Annotated in this window: 11 protein-coding genes; 2 read left to right on the forward strand and 9 right to left on the reverse strand. The window is 43.7% G+C overall.

The annotated features are described in order from the left end of the window. Positions 1 to 3 precede the first annotated feature (3 nt). Positions 4 to 1,773: an SLC13 family permease gene (locus FQ608_RS10030; protein WP_158858017.1), complete on the forward strand. Its 1,770-nt coding sequence runs from the start codon at positions 4 to 6 to the stop codon at positions 1,771 to 1,773. 448 nt (positions 1,774 to 2,221) lie between these two features. On the opposite strand, the gene FQ608_RS10035 is transcribed toward FQ608_RS10030, so the two are convergent. The 5 genes from FQ608_RS10035 to FQ608_RS10050 form a co-directional block, all read right to left on the reverse strand. Then, positions 2,222 to 2,647 carry a sulfatase/phosphatase domain-containing protein gene (locus tag FQ608_RS10035; protein WP_394351645.1) on the reverse strand — a complete coding sequence of 142 codons (426 nt, stop codon included), beginning with the start codon at positions 2,645 to 2,647 and terminating at the stop codon, positions 2,222 to 2,224. Then, entirely contained in the window at positions 2,620 to 2,919 is a 300-nt protein-coding gene (locus FQ608_RS28015) for a hypothetical protein (RefSeq protein WP_394351646.1), read from the reverse strand. Before FQ608_RS28015 ends, FQ608_RS10035 begins: the two co-directional genes overlap by 28 nt. Before the next feature lie 35 nt (positions 2,920 to 2,954). Further along, on the reverse strand, positions 2,955 to 4,211 hold the full coding sequence (locus tag FQ608_RS10040; RefSeq protein WP_158858019.1) for a mandelate racemase/muconate lactonizing enzyme family protein: 1,257 nt from the start codon (positions 4,209 to 4,211) through the stop codon (positions 2,955 to 2,957). A 2-nt stretch (positions 4,212 to 4,213) separates the two neighbouring features. Beyond that, complete coding sequence (locus tag FQ608_RS10045) at positions 4,214 to 5,152, reverse strand: SMP-30/gluconolactonase/LRE family protein (RefSeq protein ID WP_158858021.1); 939 nt, start codon at positions 5,150 to 5,152, stop codon at positions 4,214 to 4,216. A 341-nt stretch (positions 5,153 to 5,493) separates the two neighbouring features. Then, positions 5,494 to 5,718, reverse strand: coding sequence for a CDGSH iron-sulfur domain-containing protein (locus tag FQ608_RS10050; protein ID WP_158858023.1), 225 nt, complete (start codon positions 5,716 to 5,718; stop codon positions 5,494 to 5,496). 233 nt (positions 5,719 to 5,951) lie between these two features. Between FQ608_RS10050 and FQ608_RS10055 the strand changes: the two genes are divergently transcribed. Then, complete coding sequence (locus FQ608_RS10055; protein ID WP_158858025.1) at positions 5,952 to 9,539, forward strand: T9SS type A sorting domain-containing protein; 3,588 nt, start codon at positions 5,952 to 5,954, stop codon at positions 9,537 to 9,539. A 280-nt stretch (positions 9,540 to 9,819) separates the two neighbouring features. Here FQ608_RS10055 and FQ608_RS10060 read toward each other — a convergent pair whose 3' ends face one another. From FQ608_RS10060 to FQ608_RS10075, 4 genes are all read right to left on the reverse strand, one after another. Continuing rightward, positions 9,820 to 10,950, reverse strand: a complete 1,131-nt coding sequence (locus FQ608_RS10060; protein ID WP_158858027.1) for a glycoside hydrolase family 16 protein — start codon at positions 10,948 to 10,950, stop codon at positions 9,820 to 9,822. Between the two features lie 5 nt (positions 10,951 to 10,955). Next, the gene (locus tag FQ608_RS10065; RefSeq protein WP_158858029.1) at positions 10,956 to 12,446 is read right to left on the reverse strand and encodes a PKD domain-containing protein; all 1,491 of its coding nucleotides are present in this window, start codon (positions 12,444 to 12,446) and stop codon (positions 10,956 to 10,958) included. 207 nt (positions 12,447 to 12,653) lie between these two features. Continuing rightward, positions 12,654 to 14,123, reverse strand: a complete 1,470-nt coding sequence (locus FQ608_RS10070) for a RagB/SusD family nutrient uptake outer membrane protein (protein WP_158858031.1) — start codon at positions 14,121 to 14,123, stop codon at positions 12,654 to 12,656. Positions 14,124 to 14,324: 201 nt separating this feature from the next. After that, positions 14,325 to 17,405 carry a SusC/RagA family TonB-linked outer membrane protein gene (locus tag FQ608_RS10075; RefSeq protein ID WP_158858033.1) on the reverse strand — a complete coding sequence of 1,027 codons (3,081 nt, stop codon included), beginning with the start codon at positions 17,403 to 17,405 and terminating at the stop codon, positions 14,325 to 14,327. Between the last annotated feature and the right edge of the window lie 135 nt (positions 17,406 to 17,540).

Genomic DNA, 17,540 nt, shown 5'->3' on the forward strand with positions numbered 1-17,540 from the left:
AATATGGAACAAACCGTAGTGTTTGCCTCCTTAGGGGTGGCTTTGATACTTTTTATCTGGGGCAAACCCCGTTATGATATTGTGGCATTGTTGGTTTTGATATTTTTGACGGCTTGGGGAATTATACCTCGTGAGGAGGCTTTTCTTGGATTTGGACACTCGGCGGTCATTACGGTAGCCGCCGTGTTGGTAGTAAGCAAAGCATTGGAGAACTCCGGCTTGGTCAACATCATCGTGAGGATTATGGACAGGCTTGGGAAGAACACCACCTTGCAAGTCGCTGCACTTTGTACGGTGGTAGCCCTTGCCTCCGGATTCATGAACAACATTGGTGCCTTGGCCATCATGATGCCTGTCGCTATCCAACTCGCAAGAAAAAACAATTATTCTCCCTCCTACATCCTTATGCCTATTGCATTTGCTTCGTTATTGGGCGGCATGAACACATTGATTGGCACGCCTCCGAATATCATAATTTCAGCTTTTCGATCAGAAGCATTAGGGAGTCCTTTTAAAATGTTTGATTTCAGTCCAGTTGGTATTTGCATTACGCTTCTAGGGGTTGCGTTTATATCTTTCATCGGATGGAGGTTTTTACCTAAAAGACAGGCAGCGACTACGAGTGATGATTTTTTCTCCATAGACAATTACATTACTGAGGTAAGTATTCCCGAGGGTTCAAAACTTATCGATCAAAAAGTAAATGATATCAATACCAATAAAGACCATGATATCAAAGTATTGGGCATTGTGCGGTTTAAGCAGCGCATCCATGCTCCCAGACCCAATTTATTACTTAGGCAGGATGATATCTTGATATTGGAAGGTGACACAAATGACTTGACAAAATTTCTGGATGAGTCTGGGGCGGAATTGGTAGGTGATGAGGCTTTGTATAAGGATGCTGAGGGATCCAAGGATATTGAACTGATGGAAGGAATCATTCAAGAATATTCACCCCTTATTGGAGAAACTGCGGTAAGTTTAAATATGCGGTCTCGTTTCGGTGTAAATTTACTGGCTATTTCAAGAAGGGGCAAAACCTTCCGTCAGCGCATAGATCACGTACCATTTCAGTCAGGAGACGTATTATTATTACAGGGTAGGTCTGCGGATATGCCCGATATCTTTCAAACACTTGGTTGTTTTCCTTTGGCCCAAAGGAGTCTGTCCATTGGGAAACCCAAACGGACCATTTTCGCATTAACCATTTTTATACTTTCCATAGCGGCAGTTGTGCTGGAATTGTTGCCAGTAGCTGTTGCTTTTACCCTTGCGGCCATTTTAATGGTTATGAGTCGGATATTACCCTTAAAATCCGTGTATCAAAATATTGATTGGCCTGTTATTGTCTTGCTTGCCGCAATGATTCCCGTAGGTCTTGCCTTTGAAACCAGCGGTGCGGCTGAGACAATTACTGTACAGATGCTTAGGCTAGGCGATGGTTATCCTATTTGGGTGCTTGTGGGGATGCTGCTGCTGGTTACAATGCTTTTGTCAGCGGTGATCAATAATGCTGCTACTGTTGTTTTGATGGCTCCTATCGCAATTTCCATTGCCAATAGCATTGATGCATCTGCCGACCCCTTCCTGATGGCTGTAGCTATCGGAGCATCCGCGGCGTTTCTAACGCCAATTGGTCATCAATCCAATACCCTTGTGATGAGTCCAGGAGGCTATAAGTTTGGTGATTATTGGAAGTTAGGATTACCGCTTACTATTTTGATAATGGCTGCAGGAATCCCCCTTATCCTCCTATTTTGGCCCGCATAAATCTGCGAAAATCAGCGCAATCCCGAAAAACCGGAACAAGTTCTGCGGGCCATCCTTTTTGGAGATTAAATAGAACACGGATGATGCGGATGACTCGGATAATGCGGATCTTTTGGTTTCTGAATTAACAGTCGTCGTCTATGAAAACAATCTGCGGAAACCCGTACAATCCGTAAAATCTGCGTTCCCTCCAATTCATACCAAAATGGAACACGGATGAAGCGGATGATGCGGATCTTTTGGTTTCTGATTTAACAGTCATCATCTATAAAAACAATCTGCGAAAACCCGTACAATCCGTAAAATCTGCGTTCCCTCCACTTCAAACTAAAATGGAACACGGATGAAACGGATAATGCGGATCTTTTGGTTCTGAATTAACAGTCGTCTTCTATAAAATCAATCTGCGAAAATCCGTACAATCCGTAAAATCTGCGTTCCTTCCACTTCATAATTCAGATGCATATAACTTAAAGATTGGGTTTGGAACTCGGGAATTTTCCATTAGTGCTTTCATTTCTTTTATACGCTCCGGATATTGGGCAGCGAGGTTGGTTTGTTCTCCGGGGTCATCTGCCAAATTATATAATTCAATAGGCGGGTCCCTATCTTTGTTTAAATTCACCCGGATTGCTTTCCAATCCCCTTTTCGAATGGCTTGTTTTCCACCCTGCTCGATAAATTCCCAATATAGGTGTTCATGGGTTTTTTGATCGGATAGGTTTCCTGTTAAGGTAGGTAAAAGAGATATTCCGTCAATATCTTTGGGTGTAGCTTGATTGGTCAATGCTGCCATAGTGGGGAAAATATCCCAAAAAGCCGAAATATGGTCTGATGTGCCGGGGGTTATGCTCCCAGGCCAGTTTGCAACCATGGGAACCCTAATCCCTCCTTCATAAAGATCCCGCTTGTAGCCCTTCCACGGACCATTGCTGTTGAAAAAATCAGGGTCAGCCCCTCCTTCCCGGTGGGGCCCATTGTATATAAAAATGTGTATCCTGTGAAAAATAAAATAAATTGGAGTGATATGTAATTTCCCTTTGGTTTAGATTCAATCATTTTGAGATTTGATTTAAGAATTTTTTTTCTTGCAATTACAGTTTGTTTTTCTGTAAGTAGATCTTCACCTCCATTGTACTTTGCCAATTCTTACTTTGTAATTGACAAAAGTCACTATCCACTTAAGTTACAAGCTGATGCTTATTTATGTAATCGGGATCTATAATTATTCCTGCCCCCGGCCCGGTTGGCACTTTTACTATCCCCCCATCACTAGTCAAAGAGGAAGTCGGGCATTCCAACGGCATTTCGTTGTTAAATCCCTTGAATTCGTGAAATGGCCCTGCATTGGGCACGGCAGACACAAAATGCATCATGTAGAGATACCCAAGCCCCGAACCGGAAATATGCGGGGTACAAGGCTTTCCTTTAGATGCCGCCATGCGGGCAACACGCATGGAACGAATCATCCCCCCAAAATAAAAAATATCTGGTTGCACAATGTCCAGTGCATCATTCTTGATTAACCAGCGAAACCCGCGCATACTTGGTTCCTGTTCCCCTCCTGCGACAGGAATAGCCAGGGCGTTAGCAACTTCCAGTGTTTCCTCATACCAATCAAATGGCACAGGCTCTTCGTAAAAATCAAATTGATATTCCTCCATCAATTTGCCTATCCGAATGGCTTCATCCGAGGTATAGCTTCCATTAGAATCCGCATAGATTACCATTTCCTCACCAAAACGCTTACGAACAAGCGGAATGAGTAGGTCACTTCGTCCGGTAGGATCATCAGCATTATTGCTCATTCGACCACCCACCTTAAATTTTAAGGCTTTGGCCTGTGTTTCTTTCACATGGTTTTCTATCAGATCAATGGATTCCTCGGCTGATTTACCACGGTAGTTGTTAGCCTGGTAAACAGCGATATCCGTATGATGGATTTCCCCTATCAATTCCCCTATGGATTGATTCGCCATATTTCCAAGTAAGTCCAGCACCGCAAATTCCAAGGTTGCCAGCGGCACCCACAATGCCAGATTCTGCATTTTATAATTGCTCTGGTAGACATACACCTCATCCAGCAGCTTTTCCCAGTCTCTTAGATCTTTCCCCTTAAAAAAAGGTTGAATACGATTTACAAAAATGGGGTAGAGATGTACCATCATCATATTGTTGCTAACGGATATGCCCTCGGCTCCATCTGTGGACCTTACTCTACACAAAAAGTTGTTGCCATATCGCAACAGTTCCACACTTTCAACAATAATGGGATCCAAAAACCGCTCTGTTTTTAATACGGGCTGCTTCAGGATTTGGTCTAATACCTCATAGTTAGATTCATTTTGGGGCGGATACGCGTTAGAGTTGAGAATTCCTGCTCCGGACAAACCTCCAAGAGCAGCCTTCTTGATGAATTTGCGTCTGTTTAGGGACATGGTTATAATTTACCTGGGACTTTTACTTTAATACTATACAGACCTGTGCGGGCGGTTACAAATAATGTTTTCATATCAGGCCCGCCAAAGGCGATGTTTGCCGGTGATTCAGGAAATGAAATAGTGCCTAAATGCTTACCATCCTCTGAAAAAACCAATACTCCCCCGGGGCCGGTAGCGTATAAATTTCCTTCTGTGTCGGTCTTAATCCCATCCGGATTTCCCTGACCTTCTAAGGAGGAGGCATCAAAAAACAAACTTCCCTTACCTACCTTGCCTCCTTTGCTGACTGGATATTTCATGTATTTTTTAGGGCTGCCAGAATTGGCTACATAAAGGGTACGCTCATCAGGAGATAGTGCAAGCCCGTTGGGACGGTACAAGTCATCGGCTATTAATGTGGTTTTGCCCTTATAGTGCCTAAATACCCCATTAAACCCTAAGGTATCTACAGCAGCCTTATCCCTTCCATAGGGAGGATCGGTGAAAAGTATCGCTCCCTTGGAGTCTACAATCACATCATTTGGACTGTTAAATTTGATACCTTTAAAACTTTCCACCAAAGGTTGATAGGCACCACTGGGACTAAGCTTTCCGATCTTTCGACCACTATGCTCTGCAATAATCAGGTTTCCCTCCTGATCATATGTCAGGCCATTTGCATTGTTGCTGGGAGTGCGGAAGGGTTCAAGGTTGCCGTCAGGGCTCCATTTAAAAATGGTATTATCAGGAATGTCAGAAAAAAGCAGGAAATTTCCATCTGAATTCCAAACTGGACCTTCGGTAAATTTTAAGCCACCGGCAAGTTTTTCAATTGAAACATTCGGATCAACCAAGCGTTCCAAATCGTTGTTCAATACTTTCACATGTTGCCCGTACACTTGTTGAAAAAACAAAGTGTGAGAAACTAATAGGCTAATTAAAATTATGAGTGACTTCATGGTTTTGGGTTTTCTTGTCTGTCAATTGGTCAAAGAATTCATAATTTCACCCTTTTTTCTGACTAAACAAAACCCTAAGGGTTAAAAAAACACGTGTTAATTTGTCCCTGAAAACACTAAAAGGCCTGATTGGCCTTTTAGTTTTACAATTTTTAACTCCGACATAATAAACCAATAAGGATATTGGAAATGTAGGTAGTGTCAAGGCAACCGTGAGCTTTTCATATATTTCCCGTAGAACTTGTCCCGAATTTTCGGGATATACGCAGAATTTATCAGCGCAAATCAGCGGGAAATTAAACGTTATTAAATTCTTGACACGACTCTAGAATAAAATCTGGTTAAACTTTCTTTGGAGGCAAATCAAAGGCAACCGCCTCATGTTCGAAGTGGCCCTTGTGCGAACCGTCACAGAATGGTTTGTTAGCCGATTGCCCACATCTGCAGATGGACACAATTGTCCTTCCCTGAAGTCCATAGGCATTTCCTTGCATATCCACTATCTCAAAATCTCCGTCTATTTTTACAGATCCGTTGTTATTAATTGTTAATTTTACTTTCGACATGTTATTTTTTTTTATTTTGCTACGCAAAAATTAATTAAATTGAAGATAATTAATTTATTTATCATTCACCTAGAAAGAAAAACTAAATTTTAATTTAAGGTTAAATAAAAGAATATTACCTAATAGTTAGAATCTAGGATAAAACGTAGATTTTAAATTTAATCGGACAGCTACTTTGTTTATCCAAACCGGGAATTTTTAGGTATTTTCGGATATTAAATAATTTTCTTTCGATGAATAGACTTATACCATTAGTTCTCTTTTTTTCCTGTGTGGTTTGGCCTTTTAAAACTTTCGCCCAATCAGTAAATACGCTTTATGAAGTAACCGGTACTATTTACGCAAGTTCTACCGTTGCCAGCTCTTCCGCCAACTTGGCCATCGACGGGAATCTTAATACGTCCTGGGTGTCGGACAATCCTTTTCCGAATCTTTTCTATGCCAACTCGGATCAAAATATGCTGCTAAATAAACCCCTGTCCACACCTTCTGGTATCAATCTTTTGAACGCAACAGACGGAAACCTCGGGACCTTTACCCCCTCCATTCCGCTTGTGAATGGTAATGCGGTGGCAACCTTTTATTTCACGCAGCCTACACCTATTTATATAATAGGTCTTCGTCTTGGAGGAGTCACATCAGCAGTCAATATCGAACTATTGGATGAATTCGGAAATTCAACCAATCAGGTATATTTTCCATCCCAAAACAACGCCAACGTACGTTACACACCCAACCTCAACGGTATTGTTCAAATAAACCTTCAGAGTACAACCTCTTTTTTTATCTATGACATCGCTGCGCTGAATGCGCCTGCAGAAGAATTCATAACCTTGGACTTGGAAGAACCCCAATGGATAAAAGAAATCCATACCAGGCATTGGACAGGTACAGGAAATGCTAGCGCTACCTCAATGTTACTTGGAACCCATCTGGATAGCCTGGTGCAGGTGGCCACCCTTAATCCGGGAGACCTCACAGTTAAAGTCACCACTTTGCCGGAAGCTATAAAGGCTAGATATATACGGGTAGCTCACACACTAGTACAGGAGAATTTTAAAAAAGTAACCGTATTTGAAATAAATGCATTTGCCGAACCGGCACCAGAACCACCCTTGGCTGCAGTTTGGGATTCCTTTGCCGGCGTCTACCCATCACTTTCCTCCGGCGAAGCTGTAACCGCTTCAGCCAGCTCAACAGTGGGCTCCGGACCATTCAGTCCCGAGAGAGTGATAGACAATGATTTCTCCACATCATGGGTATCGGACAACCCGCTTCCGGATCGGTATGTCTCAAACCCCATGCAAAATATCCTCCTCGGCACTCTTGGAAGCTCCTCGAATCAGGCCAGCATGGGGAACGCCACGGACGGCTCTTTGGGAAATATGACTCCTATAATTCAACCTGCCGCCGGAGAATCTGTCGCTTGGTATTCACTTTCCATCCCAGCATCCCGCATTCACCGTTTGGGATTGCGGATCGCTGCCAATTTTAGCCACGATGTACAAATTCAGGTAATATCTACCACCGGCCAAGTCAAAAATCTCAGCTATCCGGTGGGCACTTCCGGACATCAGCGGTTTGTGGTAGAACTGGATGACGTAAACCAACTTTACCTTTCTTCCGCAGGGAATTTCAGCATTCAGGAAATGGCAGCCTACAGTCACCCGTTGACGGAACATGTCACGGTTGATTTGGGAGAGGTTAAACCTATTACATGGATACGCACCCGCCACTGGAACGGCAATAACAATTCTGTCGCAGCACAATTACTCGTGGGTGCTACTTTGGAGGATTTTACCGAAGTTGAGACCCTAGATCCTTCCCGTCTGGATTTTCAAAACATTATTCTTTCAGCCCCCATTAATGGCAGGTATATACGTATTGCCCATCAATTGGTAGACGAAAACTTCAAAAAGGCGACTGTTCAGGAAATCACTGTTTTTGATGAATTTGGGAATTACGGACCGGCTCCTACTCCAAAACCTCAGGAAAGAAGTTTTGGGGAATTGTTTGGGGTAAACACCGTTTGGGCTTGGGGCACCAATAAGGTTCCCAACATGCAAGGACCTACCGAAGGCGCAAATAAATTCAACCGTGTGGCTTCCCAGGCCAGAAACTACCACAATATCCACTGGGATACGGAAGATCCGGATATAGCTCCTAATTATGACCCTGCCAATCTTCAGGTGAGGTATGTCTGGACTCAATACCGTCAAGATTATTCCGACTGGCAAAATAAAGGATTTACCGTGGATGCCACCTTCACGTTTGACAGGTTTCCCGAATCAGCATGGAATACACCGTATGCTTCGGCCTACGCCTTGGGACAAGCATTTGGCAGTTATTTTGGCCCGTCCAACGAAAACCTAATCCGGACTGTTGAGATAGGAAATGAACCTTGGACCTACAGTGATTCGACCTATACCCAGATTTTGGAAGGAATGGCCCAAGCTATTAAATCTGAAGATCCGGAATTATTTGTATTGCCCTGCGCCCTTCAGGCATCCAATCCTGAGGCTGGAAATACGGGAACGATTAAGGATTTTATGGGATATAAGATTTCGGAAGCAGCGGCTCCCTATTTGGATGGAATTAACCTTCACTTATATAGTTATATCCGCAATGATCAAGGCATCAGGTTAGCAGTTCATCCCGAACATCCCGCTTCTGAGATGCGTGCGCTGTTTGCCGGTCTACGATTTAGGGATACAAATATGCCAGGTAAAGAAGTGCATGTAACGGAATGGGGATGGGATTCATCCAGTACCAACGAAACAGCTATCAACAGTGAGGCAGTCAGTGCGGTATCCCAAGCCGTCTATGCGTTGAGAGGTTTGTTTTGGCTAAGCCGTATGGGCGTGGACAGAGCGCATTGGTATTTTTTTGCAAATGTCAATGTAACTCGCGGCGATACGCCTAAAAACTATGACCGATCCGGCTTGACCGAATCCCTAAGAGAAAATTTTAAAGAAAAACGTTCATTTACGGCAGTGGAAGCTCTAAAAAACAAAATGGCAGACCTGCATTTTCAGGAGGTAATCAGGGAGGATGATACTGCTTATATTTATCTGTTGAGAAATCAAAACGGAGAAAATTCCCACCTAGTAGCCTGGCGACCAGTTGTTGGTGACGACACAGTTGCTATATCAACACCTTTACCTTATGATTTTGCAGCAGATTCAGCCTGGCACCTTTCAGGATTAGATCCTCAGGGCGAGGCTGTTTCGGTAACCTACGAAAACGGTAGATTAATACTACCCCTTTCGTCCAAACCCCTACTTATTCAACTGACTCACCCTAATGCGAGTGCACTGCGACAAGACCTCACGGCTACTTTAGCGACAAGCAAAGAGGAAACCAAACTTATTTTAAAGACCAGTGTCCCAGTCGATGATATTGGGCAAATTTCCTTAACTCAAGGAACTGAACAGGGGATTACTTCACTACTATGGGAAAAGCAAGACGAGCAAACCTGGACAACATCCATCAGCCAGCTAATTCCTGGAAACTACTCCACGCAAGCACTATTGGAAAAACACTTGGTGGAAACGAATACGGTACATTTTGAGATCGAGGGGTCTCTGGCCTTATTCCCCAATCCAACAAATGGACCTACCCAGTTGGTTTTGAAACAAACCTTTGAGCAGGCAAGTCAGGTAACTATCATCCGCTTAGATGGGTTGGTGGTCAAAGCCCTTACCGTCCCGGCACATACCAAGCAAATTGACCTCCCACTCGAAAACTTGCAAAAAGGCACTTATGTCCTTCAATTGGAAAATGGAAGCTACATAACAAAAGTGAAGTTCCTCAAAAAATAAACTTACGTATATCACGCTACAATTACAGAAGCCTGGAGGGCTTCAACGACAATTACCCAGGGCCAAACTCGGGGTTTGCGATCCAATCCACCCCCCTGACACCCTAGGGGGGTGAACAAAGTCCTGCCTATGATATACCCGATTTTGGATATTTATTTCTTTCCTTAACACTGCCTTATGTAAATAAGGTAAAGCAAAAACCCCAAGGAAAATATTTCCTTGGGGTTTTTAATTCCAACATTCGAAATAACCGGGCTCCTCATAAAAAAACCTAATACATTTATCCAGCTTTATTGGATTGAAAAACCCGAATGTAGTCTACTACCAACTGTTGGGGGAAAATGGTCGTAGCGTCCGGGCTTCCCGGCCAGTTTCCACCTACTGCCAAATTCACCAATAGGAAAAAAGGTTTCCGAAATTCATCCATAAACGCAGGGCTAATGTCTTCCCTGTGAAATTCTACGTCATCCAATAACCAAACGATTTTTTCCGCATCCCAGATGATGGAAAACACGTGAAATTTATCATTGAAGATACCCTCAGCAAGTGTATGTTGTCCCCCCGTATAGCGATAGGTTCCGTTTTCATCATAATGGATCGTTCCATGGACCGTATTGTTTCGACCGTTGGCATTTCCACCCACCATCTCCATAATATCAATCTCACCGGAAGCAGGCCAATTGATTTCAGTAATGCTTTCTCCAAGCATCCAGAAGGCTGGCCATATCCCCTGCCCTTTCGGCAACACAGCACGTATATCTATCCGTCCAAACGTAAAAGACTTTTTCCCCTGCGTTTTAAGGCGTGTAGATGTATAGTTTTTTCCACCAAATTCCTGCTGTTTGGCTTGGATAATCAAATATCCATCCTCAACAGTTGTATTCTCCCTTCGATAATATTGAAGTTCATTATTACCCCATCCGCATAGGTTTGGACAACCGTCTCCGATTTCATATACCCAATCTTCTGATAACGCTGTGCCTTCAAATTCATCCTGCCATACCAACGAATACCCCTCATAGCTAAGCGGGGACTCAAAGCCAGTTTCAGGAATTCCCTGACCTAACATTTGTTCTGTGATAACCACCTCCCTCGTGTCTGATATAAAATCAGCTTCCGTAGTGTGTGCTTGGACAGTAACTACAAAAGTGCCGGGAGTTTGGTAGCTATAGGTAACTGATTCTTCTTCTACCCTAACTGGAAGTTGCCCCGGCAATCCGTAATCGATTTTAAAGAAATTTGCGTTTGCGGCGTCAAAATTTATCGTCACCTGACCATTCTGAAGGTATTCCACATCAATTTCCAAATTGCTGGGAAGCTGCAAGGGAATTTCCTCTGTTGCTTCTTCACAGGCGTTACTTCCGCCCAAAATGGTAAGAAGCAAAGCCAGTGTTTTTAATTTAACTAACATAAGTATCATTCAGTTTCCGCAGGAACAAGTACGAAGGACCAAAAGACACCCCCATCAGGGGCTACGTCAATGGTTATGGTCACTTCTTCAGTTCCATCTTCGTTTATGTAGTTGATCACTTCATAAGTGACCGATTTATCATCCTCAGGAGGTCCGGCGGTATATTCACCACCGTTAAAGGCTTTGGGTAGGACTAAAAAGGCACCTGTTCCTGTCACAGTAATGGTGGGATTGGTGGCTCCACTGCCTGGGGTAAAAGAAAACTCATGAACTCCTGAAGCCCATTCAGCGCCCGGTAGACCTTCCAAATTGGACTCTGGCTGACATTCGTCGGAACTTACGCCCATATATACTTCACCAAATATATCCCCCTGCGCGTCATATTCCATTGAGCCATCCTCACCGAAAGAAAAGAGATCATTGAACAAGCAAGCCCTTTCTTCAGATAAATCAGCACCTCCGGGATACCATTCGTCGCTACCCGGATTGGGGCCAACCCCGAATGCTCCTGCGGCGGGCTTTAATTTCCACGTCTTTGAACCTTCACCAACAAGGTCGGCTAAGGTGAAATTAACATCCCCTGGCTCGGGTTCCGGTTCTGGTTCCGGTTCAGGTTCTGCACCCGAGTCGAAGCCTGCCGGAATCAAACGAATATACCATGCTAATCCTTCGTTGGCCTGATCAACAAAACGTAAGAACAGCTCATTCTCTTCTATATTAACGATCTGGTAGGTTCTGCCTCCGGCAAAATATCCGATAAACCCACCATTAGCGATAGTAAGTAACGGATAGTCATCAGCAGGCTCCACAATGGACCAAGAAAGTGTAGCTGGAGGCGTGTAGGGCGCCCTTAAATCCCCAACACCGGAATCTTCAGCTCCCGGAAAACTGGCCCCTTGCGCTGCATTGATGTAGACATCGCCGTTGGTTTGCATTACAAATCCAAAGTCTGCTAAAATAAACGTATATCTATCATCATACATTCCTCCTCCAGCTTTTTCGTTTGGTTGAGCTTGATACCACTCTGGGAAATCCCCTGCTTGGGATGGATCTGGACCCACACCAAAATGGCCGGACCTCGCAGAATCCAATACCCAAGTTTTACCTTCAGTAGCGGATGGACCTCCGGTAAGTAAATTATAAAGCGGCTTGTCCAACAAAACCGGATCGGTTTGATCGATCGTAATAACTTGGCTGTAGGCCGCACTGCCTCCTGCATTGAAAACGGTAAGGGTCACCGTGTATTCTCCCGCTAAAGGATAGGTACCTGTCACAGTTTTTCCTGATACTTGGCTTCCATTGCCCAGATCCCAATTCATCATGAAGAAGTCTCCATCGGCACTGAAATTCAATATATTGTCACTTTCTGTTGACGCGTGAAACCCAAATTGGGCATCCTCCGCAGACGGAGGAGGGGCATCCAGCGAATATTCTTCTACGCAGGCCCATACCAAAAACAGGGTTATGAAGCCTATAAAATAGCTATGTCTTTTCATGTGTTTATAATTGTTTTTTAATGGCCACATGGAATCTCGCAATAATAATCATCCTAGTGTGTGACGATCTCGTCATGCTCGATTTCATCTGTTTATAATTGTCTTTTTATGGTCACCCCGATTAGTCGGGGCATGCTATGAAATCTCGCCAGAATAATCATCCCATTGAGTGACTTCCATCATACTCGATTTCATAATAGTTTTTTATTAATACCCTGGGTTTTGTGTCCAATTGCCTCCAGCAAGGTCAATCTCAACCTGCGGTATAGGAAACAATTCGTTTCTGTTTGTCTGAAATCCTTCGATCTCAGCAGCGGCTCTCCCTGTTCTCACCAAATCAAAGAAGCGATAGCCCTCACCGGAAAGCTCAAACCTTCTTTCTAAGAGAATATCATCTAATAACTCAGCACCTGAACTAGTTACTGGGGACATGTCCACTCGCGCTCTTACTTTATTAAGTTCGATTCTCGCCCCTTCATCATTGCCAGTTTTCTGGAAAGCCTCCGCAGCCATCAACAAGACATCTGCAAAACGGATTACCCTGTAGTTCAACGGGCTCGTCAAGTCATCATCGGGCAGTCCACGTTCATCCAAACGCTTTATATACTTGTTGTTGTAATAACCGGTGTGGCCACCGCCGCCTATCGCGTAACTTATCGCATCGGGATTGGGTTGAGCTGCAATAAAGGCATCAATGTCTAAGATCGTAGCGTCTCGCCGGGGGTCACTTTCATCGAATGCGTCATAAAGATCCTGCGTAGGTAGATTGTAACTGTTTCCATCTCCGTAGAGTGGTCCGTTATATTGCCGAATGCTGTGAAAACCAACTGCCGCATTTCCTTCCAGACATGCAAAACAACCATAGCTACCACCTTCCTGACCGGAATATTGAATCGTAAAAACGTCTTCATTTACATTTTCATTTTCCAAATAAAACAATCGGCTGTAATCATTAAAGAGGCCATATCCGGCTTGATTGCTGGTGATCAAATCACCCAAAACAGCCGCTGCCTCGGTATTTTTACCCTGATATAAATACACCTTACCCAGTAAAGCCATTGCAGCTCCCTTGGTTATGCGACCGATTACGGGGACATTCCATTCCAATACATCGATTGCAGTTTGCAGATCGCTCTCAATTTGTGCGTAAACTTCCGCTTTGGGTGTTCTGTCCAAACCGCTAAGCTCATTAATGGAAGTTCTTCTATCCACCAGCAAGGGCACATCACCAAAATAGGAAACGAGCACGAAGTAATAGTATGCCCGAAGAAATGAGGCTTCGGCCATAATTCGTTCCTTGCCATCAAAATCGATGTTGTCTCTATTTTCGAAAATATAATTGGTTCTGGCGATTCCTGCGAAATTAAACCGCATCAAGCTCCTCAGTTCCTCATTTACCCCTCCGTGCGTCATGCTTTCTATTTCATGAAGGCCTCTGCTGTCGTTCACACTTTCTCCGCCTGCGATGGCATTGTCAGAAGCGATTTCTCCTATCCAAACCTGCAGGTAGGAAGTCTGCATCAAATCATATGCTCCAATCAAAGCCCTTTCATAATCCTCAGGAGTATTGAAAAAACTTTCAGCATCCTGGCTAAATTCAGGATCAATGTCCAATAATTGATCGCAGGAGGAAAGAAGTCCTAATACAATCAATAATTTTAAATATATCGTTTTCATGTGTTTATAATTGTTTTTTAATGGCCACATGGAATCTCGCAATTATAATCATCCCTCCGTGCGTCGCCTGCGTCATGCTCGATTTCATCTGTTTATAACTGTTTTTTAATGGTCAGACCTGACTGCCGTCAGGCAGGTGGAATCTCGCTACGATAATCACCCCACTTTGTGACGTTCTCTTCATGCTCGATTTCATGTATATCAGAATTTAAAGTTAACACCCCCCATAATCGTTCTGGCTTGCGGATAAATTCCCCCATCAACGCCAGCGAACAACGGATTGCCGGATCCCACATCGGGATCAAAACCCATATAATTGGTCAGAGTGATCAGATTGTTGGCCGCTACATAAAACCTCATGGATTGAACGCCGATTTTTTGACTAATTGAATTGGGTATGGTGTATCCCATCTGAACATTTCTCAACCTGACAAAAGAGCCGTCCTCCACATAGAAATCAGAAAACACGTTGTTTCTGGTTGCTCCAGTAGTCAGTCTGGGATAGGTATCTGTAGTCCCCGGTCCAGTCCAGCGATTAACGTTATAGGCAAGTTGATTGGCAAAAGGCTGTTGGCGCTCGTAATTTCTGATAATGTCATTTCCGATAGAAGCAAAAACTGCCGCTGAAAGATCAAGCCCTTTGAAATTAACTGAAAGGTTCATTCCCATTATCATATCTGGAATGGGTGAACCAATCATCGTTCGGTCCGCATCATCTCCAAATGAAATCATGTTGTCTCCATTCTGGTCTACAAAGCGAAGATCTCCAGGCTGCGCTCCAGGCTGTGTAACCGGACTGGAAGCGATTTCTTCCGCAGACTGGAATATTCCGTCGGTTTGGTAGCCAATAAAATAACCAATGGGAAACCCTTTTTCGAACCTTGTCGCTACATTCCCTCCTACGCTGAATCCGGCACCGGGAATAAAGTCAAAACCATCCGGTACTTTGGTAACTTCATTGTGAAGAAGCGTCAGGTTGTAATTGGCTTGAAATCCAAAGCCAGAGGAGAAACTTTTGGCGTATCCCAATTCAAGTTCCAAGCCACGGTTAAGCACATCTCCCGCATTAATAACCGGAGGAGATCCTCCCGCCCCATACGTTCCCAAAAGGGCAGAAACTTCTGGTTGAAATAACAGGTCACGGGTGTTTTTGATAAAATAGTTGGCGGTGATATCCAAATTTCTAAATAAGGAAAAATCCAATCCTATATTGGTTTGTATAGTTGTTTCCCACTTAAGATCCGGATTGCTAGCTGCTCCAATTGCCGCCCCACGAACTATCAGGTTGTTGAGTACATAATCACCCTGTCCATTTAACAAGCCCCTATATCGGAATAAACCGATCTGGTCGTTTCCTGATATTCCAAAGCTGGCCCTGAGTTTCAAAAAATCTATAAAGCTGGCGTTGAAAAATGACTCGTCAGAAACAATCCACGCAGCGGAAATGGAGGGAAAATAGCCGATACGGTTGTTTGGTCCAAAATTGGTAGAACCATCCCTTCTCAAAATTCCCGAAACAAGAATTCGCTTTTCATAATCGTATTCAGCCCGGACAAAGCTGGAAGTCAACCGCTGACGGGTTTGAAAAGAACCTACATTATTTAAAAAACCACCCGGCGCTTGGTTGGCTGAGATATCAGCAAGGTCTAAGGAATTATTAGGAATATTAAAACCTGTGCCATTTAACCCCAAACTCCTATTCCCGATATAGGATACGCCCAAAGTACCCCGTACACGGTGAGAATCCCCAAATGTTTCGTTATAGTTTACGAATCCTTCAAAGTTATAATCCAGGTAGGTGGACCGTGACTCGCTTACATTCGCACCTCTTTCGATTTCCAATTCCCCTATTTCAACTATAACAGGATCTAAATTGGCATTTAATGCACTGTTGGCAAATTTGCCGGTTCCGTACCATACCAATGGAGAAAACGTCTTGGTATCTACCAAGGCATAATTATAACCGGCTCTACCTGTTGCCGTAAATTTGTCATTGATCGTATATTCTATCTCTTCCTTGCCCACAAGTTTGTTTACCCATGCATCATTATAGGTGTTTTCCACCTGCGCTAGGGGATTGATAATATCGGCTACATCATCAAGGTAAGAATACCTGCCATCGGTAAAGATGGGTTCTGTGGGATACGCATTGACGGTATTATACAAAACAGATCCAATTCCTCCTTGCGCAATACTGTTGCTGTGCTCATTGGTATATAGCATCACATGCGTCAATTTTACTTTAGGAGCGAGTTCGGTAGTGAAGTTGATACGGCCGTTATACCGCTCAAAATTGGCTTTTGATCCTCCGACGATCCCCTGTTGGGAAAAATAAGAACCCCCTATGGAATAGGTGGATTTTTCTGATCCCCCCGTGACGGTCAAATTGTATTCTTGAATGGGAGAATCCGTAAATACCGCCTGTTGCCAATCTGTACCTTCTCCCAAATTGGTATTGTTAAACGGCATCGGCTGACCGCCCGCTGCAAACGCTTCGTTTTTTAGGATGGCATATTCCCTGGCATTGAGCAAATCCAGTTTCCGTGCAGTTTGCTGGGTACCATAATAAGCACCAAAATCCACACTGGGCTTGGTATTGGCCTTACCCTTTTTCGTTTCAATCAAAATTACCCCATTGGCAGCACGGACACCATAAATACCTGCTGTACCGTCCTTAAGTACGTTTACGGATTCAATGTCACTGGGATTCAATGCATTTAATCCAGCAGCGTCATAAATGACTCCATCGACCAAAATGAGTGGGTTGTTATTCCCGAAAGTTCCAATACCCCGAATTCGAATATTGGAAGTTCCGCCAGGTGCCCCGGAGTTGGTAGATATGTTTACCCCCGCCAATTGTCCTTGTAGCGCCTGATCTACCCGGGGCATATTCATTTTTTCAATGGCATCTCCCCTAACCTGAGAAGTTGCACCGGTCAGTTCCTTTTTCGTAGCGGTGCCATATCCTACTACAATTACCTCACCTAATGAAGTAATTTCAGATTCCATCGTAATTTCAAGTAGCTGACTGCTACCTATAGCTATCGACTGGGACCTGAACCCTATATAACTTAATCGAAGAACATCTCCTGTAGCCGCCTCGATTGAGAAATTGCCATCCAGATCTGTTACTGTTCCCGCCGAAGAATTCTCCTTGATGATACTGACACCAGGTAATGATTCTCCTTGCTCATCGGTGACTCTGCCCGTTACTGTTCCAGTCTGCGAGTAACCACTTACTCCTAGAAACATAACCAAACAAATCCATAAAACTTTTTTCATACTTTATCTTGGATTACGTGAATAATTGAGGTCACAAGCAAGCCAAATTTTATTGTCAAAGCAAAAAATTGAATACTACATAAATACATCATAGGGCATTTTTAACCTATACAAAAATTCATCAAATCGGAAGAA

The organism is Lunatibacter salilacus (assembly GCF_009797935.1).
Taxonomy (GTDB): Bacteria; Bacteroidota; Bacteroidia; order Cytophagales; family Cyclobacteriaceae; genus Lunatibacter; species Lunatibacter salilacus.

What these genes read in the sequence shown, in the direction of transcription:
- FQ608_RS10030 (WP_158858017.1), top strand. Translation starts at nt 4, where the DNA reads ATGGAACAAACCGTAGTGTTTGCCTCCTTAGGGGTGGCTTTGATACTT.
- FQ608_RS10035 (WP_394351645.1), bottom strand. Translation starts at nt 2,647, where the DNA reads ATGGTTGCAAACTGGCCTGGGAGCATAACCCCCGGCACATCAGACCAT.
- FQ608_RS10040 (WP_158858019.1), bottom strand. Translation starts at nt 4,211, where the DNA reads ATGTCCCTAAACAGACGCAAATTCATCAAGAAGGCTGCTCTTGGAGGT.
- FQ608_RS10045 (WP_158858021.1), bottom strand. Translation starts at nt 5,152, where the DNA reads ATGAAGTCACTCATAATTTTAATTAGCCTATTAGTTTCTCACACTTTG.
- FQ608_RS10050 (WP_158858023.1), bottom strand. Translation starts at nt 5,718, where the DNA reads ATGTCGAAAGTAAAATTAACAATTAATAACAACGGATCTGTAAAAATA.
- FQ608_RS10055 (WP_158858025.1), top strand. Translation starts at nt 5,952, where the DNA reads ATGAATAGACTTATACCATTAGTTCTCTTTTTTTCCTGTGTGGTTTGG.
- FQ608_RS10060 (WP_158858027.1), bottom strand. Translation starts at nt 10,950, where the DNA reads ATGTTAGTTAAATTAAAAACACTGGCTTTGCTTCTTACCATTTTGGGC.
- FQ608_RS10065 (WP_158858029.1), bottom strand. Translation starts at nt 12,446, where the DNA reads ATGAAAAGACATAGCTATTTTATAGGCTTCATAACCCTGTTTTTGGTA.
- FQ608_RS10070 (WP_158858031.1), bottom strand. Translation starts at nt 14,123, where the DNA reads ATGAAAACGATATATTTAAAATTATTGATTGTATTAGGACTTCTTTCC.
- FQ608_RS10075 (WP_158858033.1), bottom strand. Translation starts at nt 17,405, where the DNA reads ATGAAAAAAGTTTTATGGATTTGTTTGGTTATGTTTCTAGGAGTAAGT.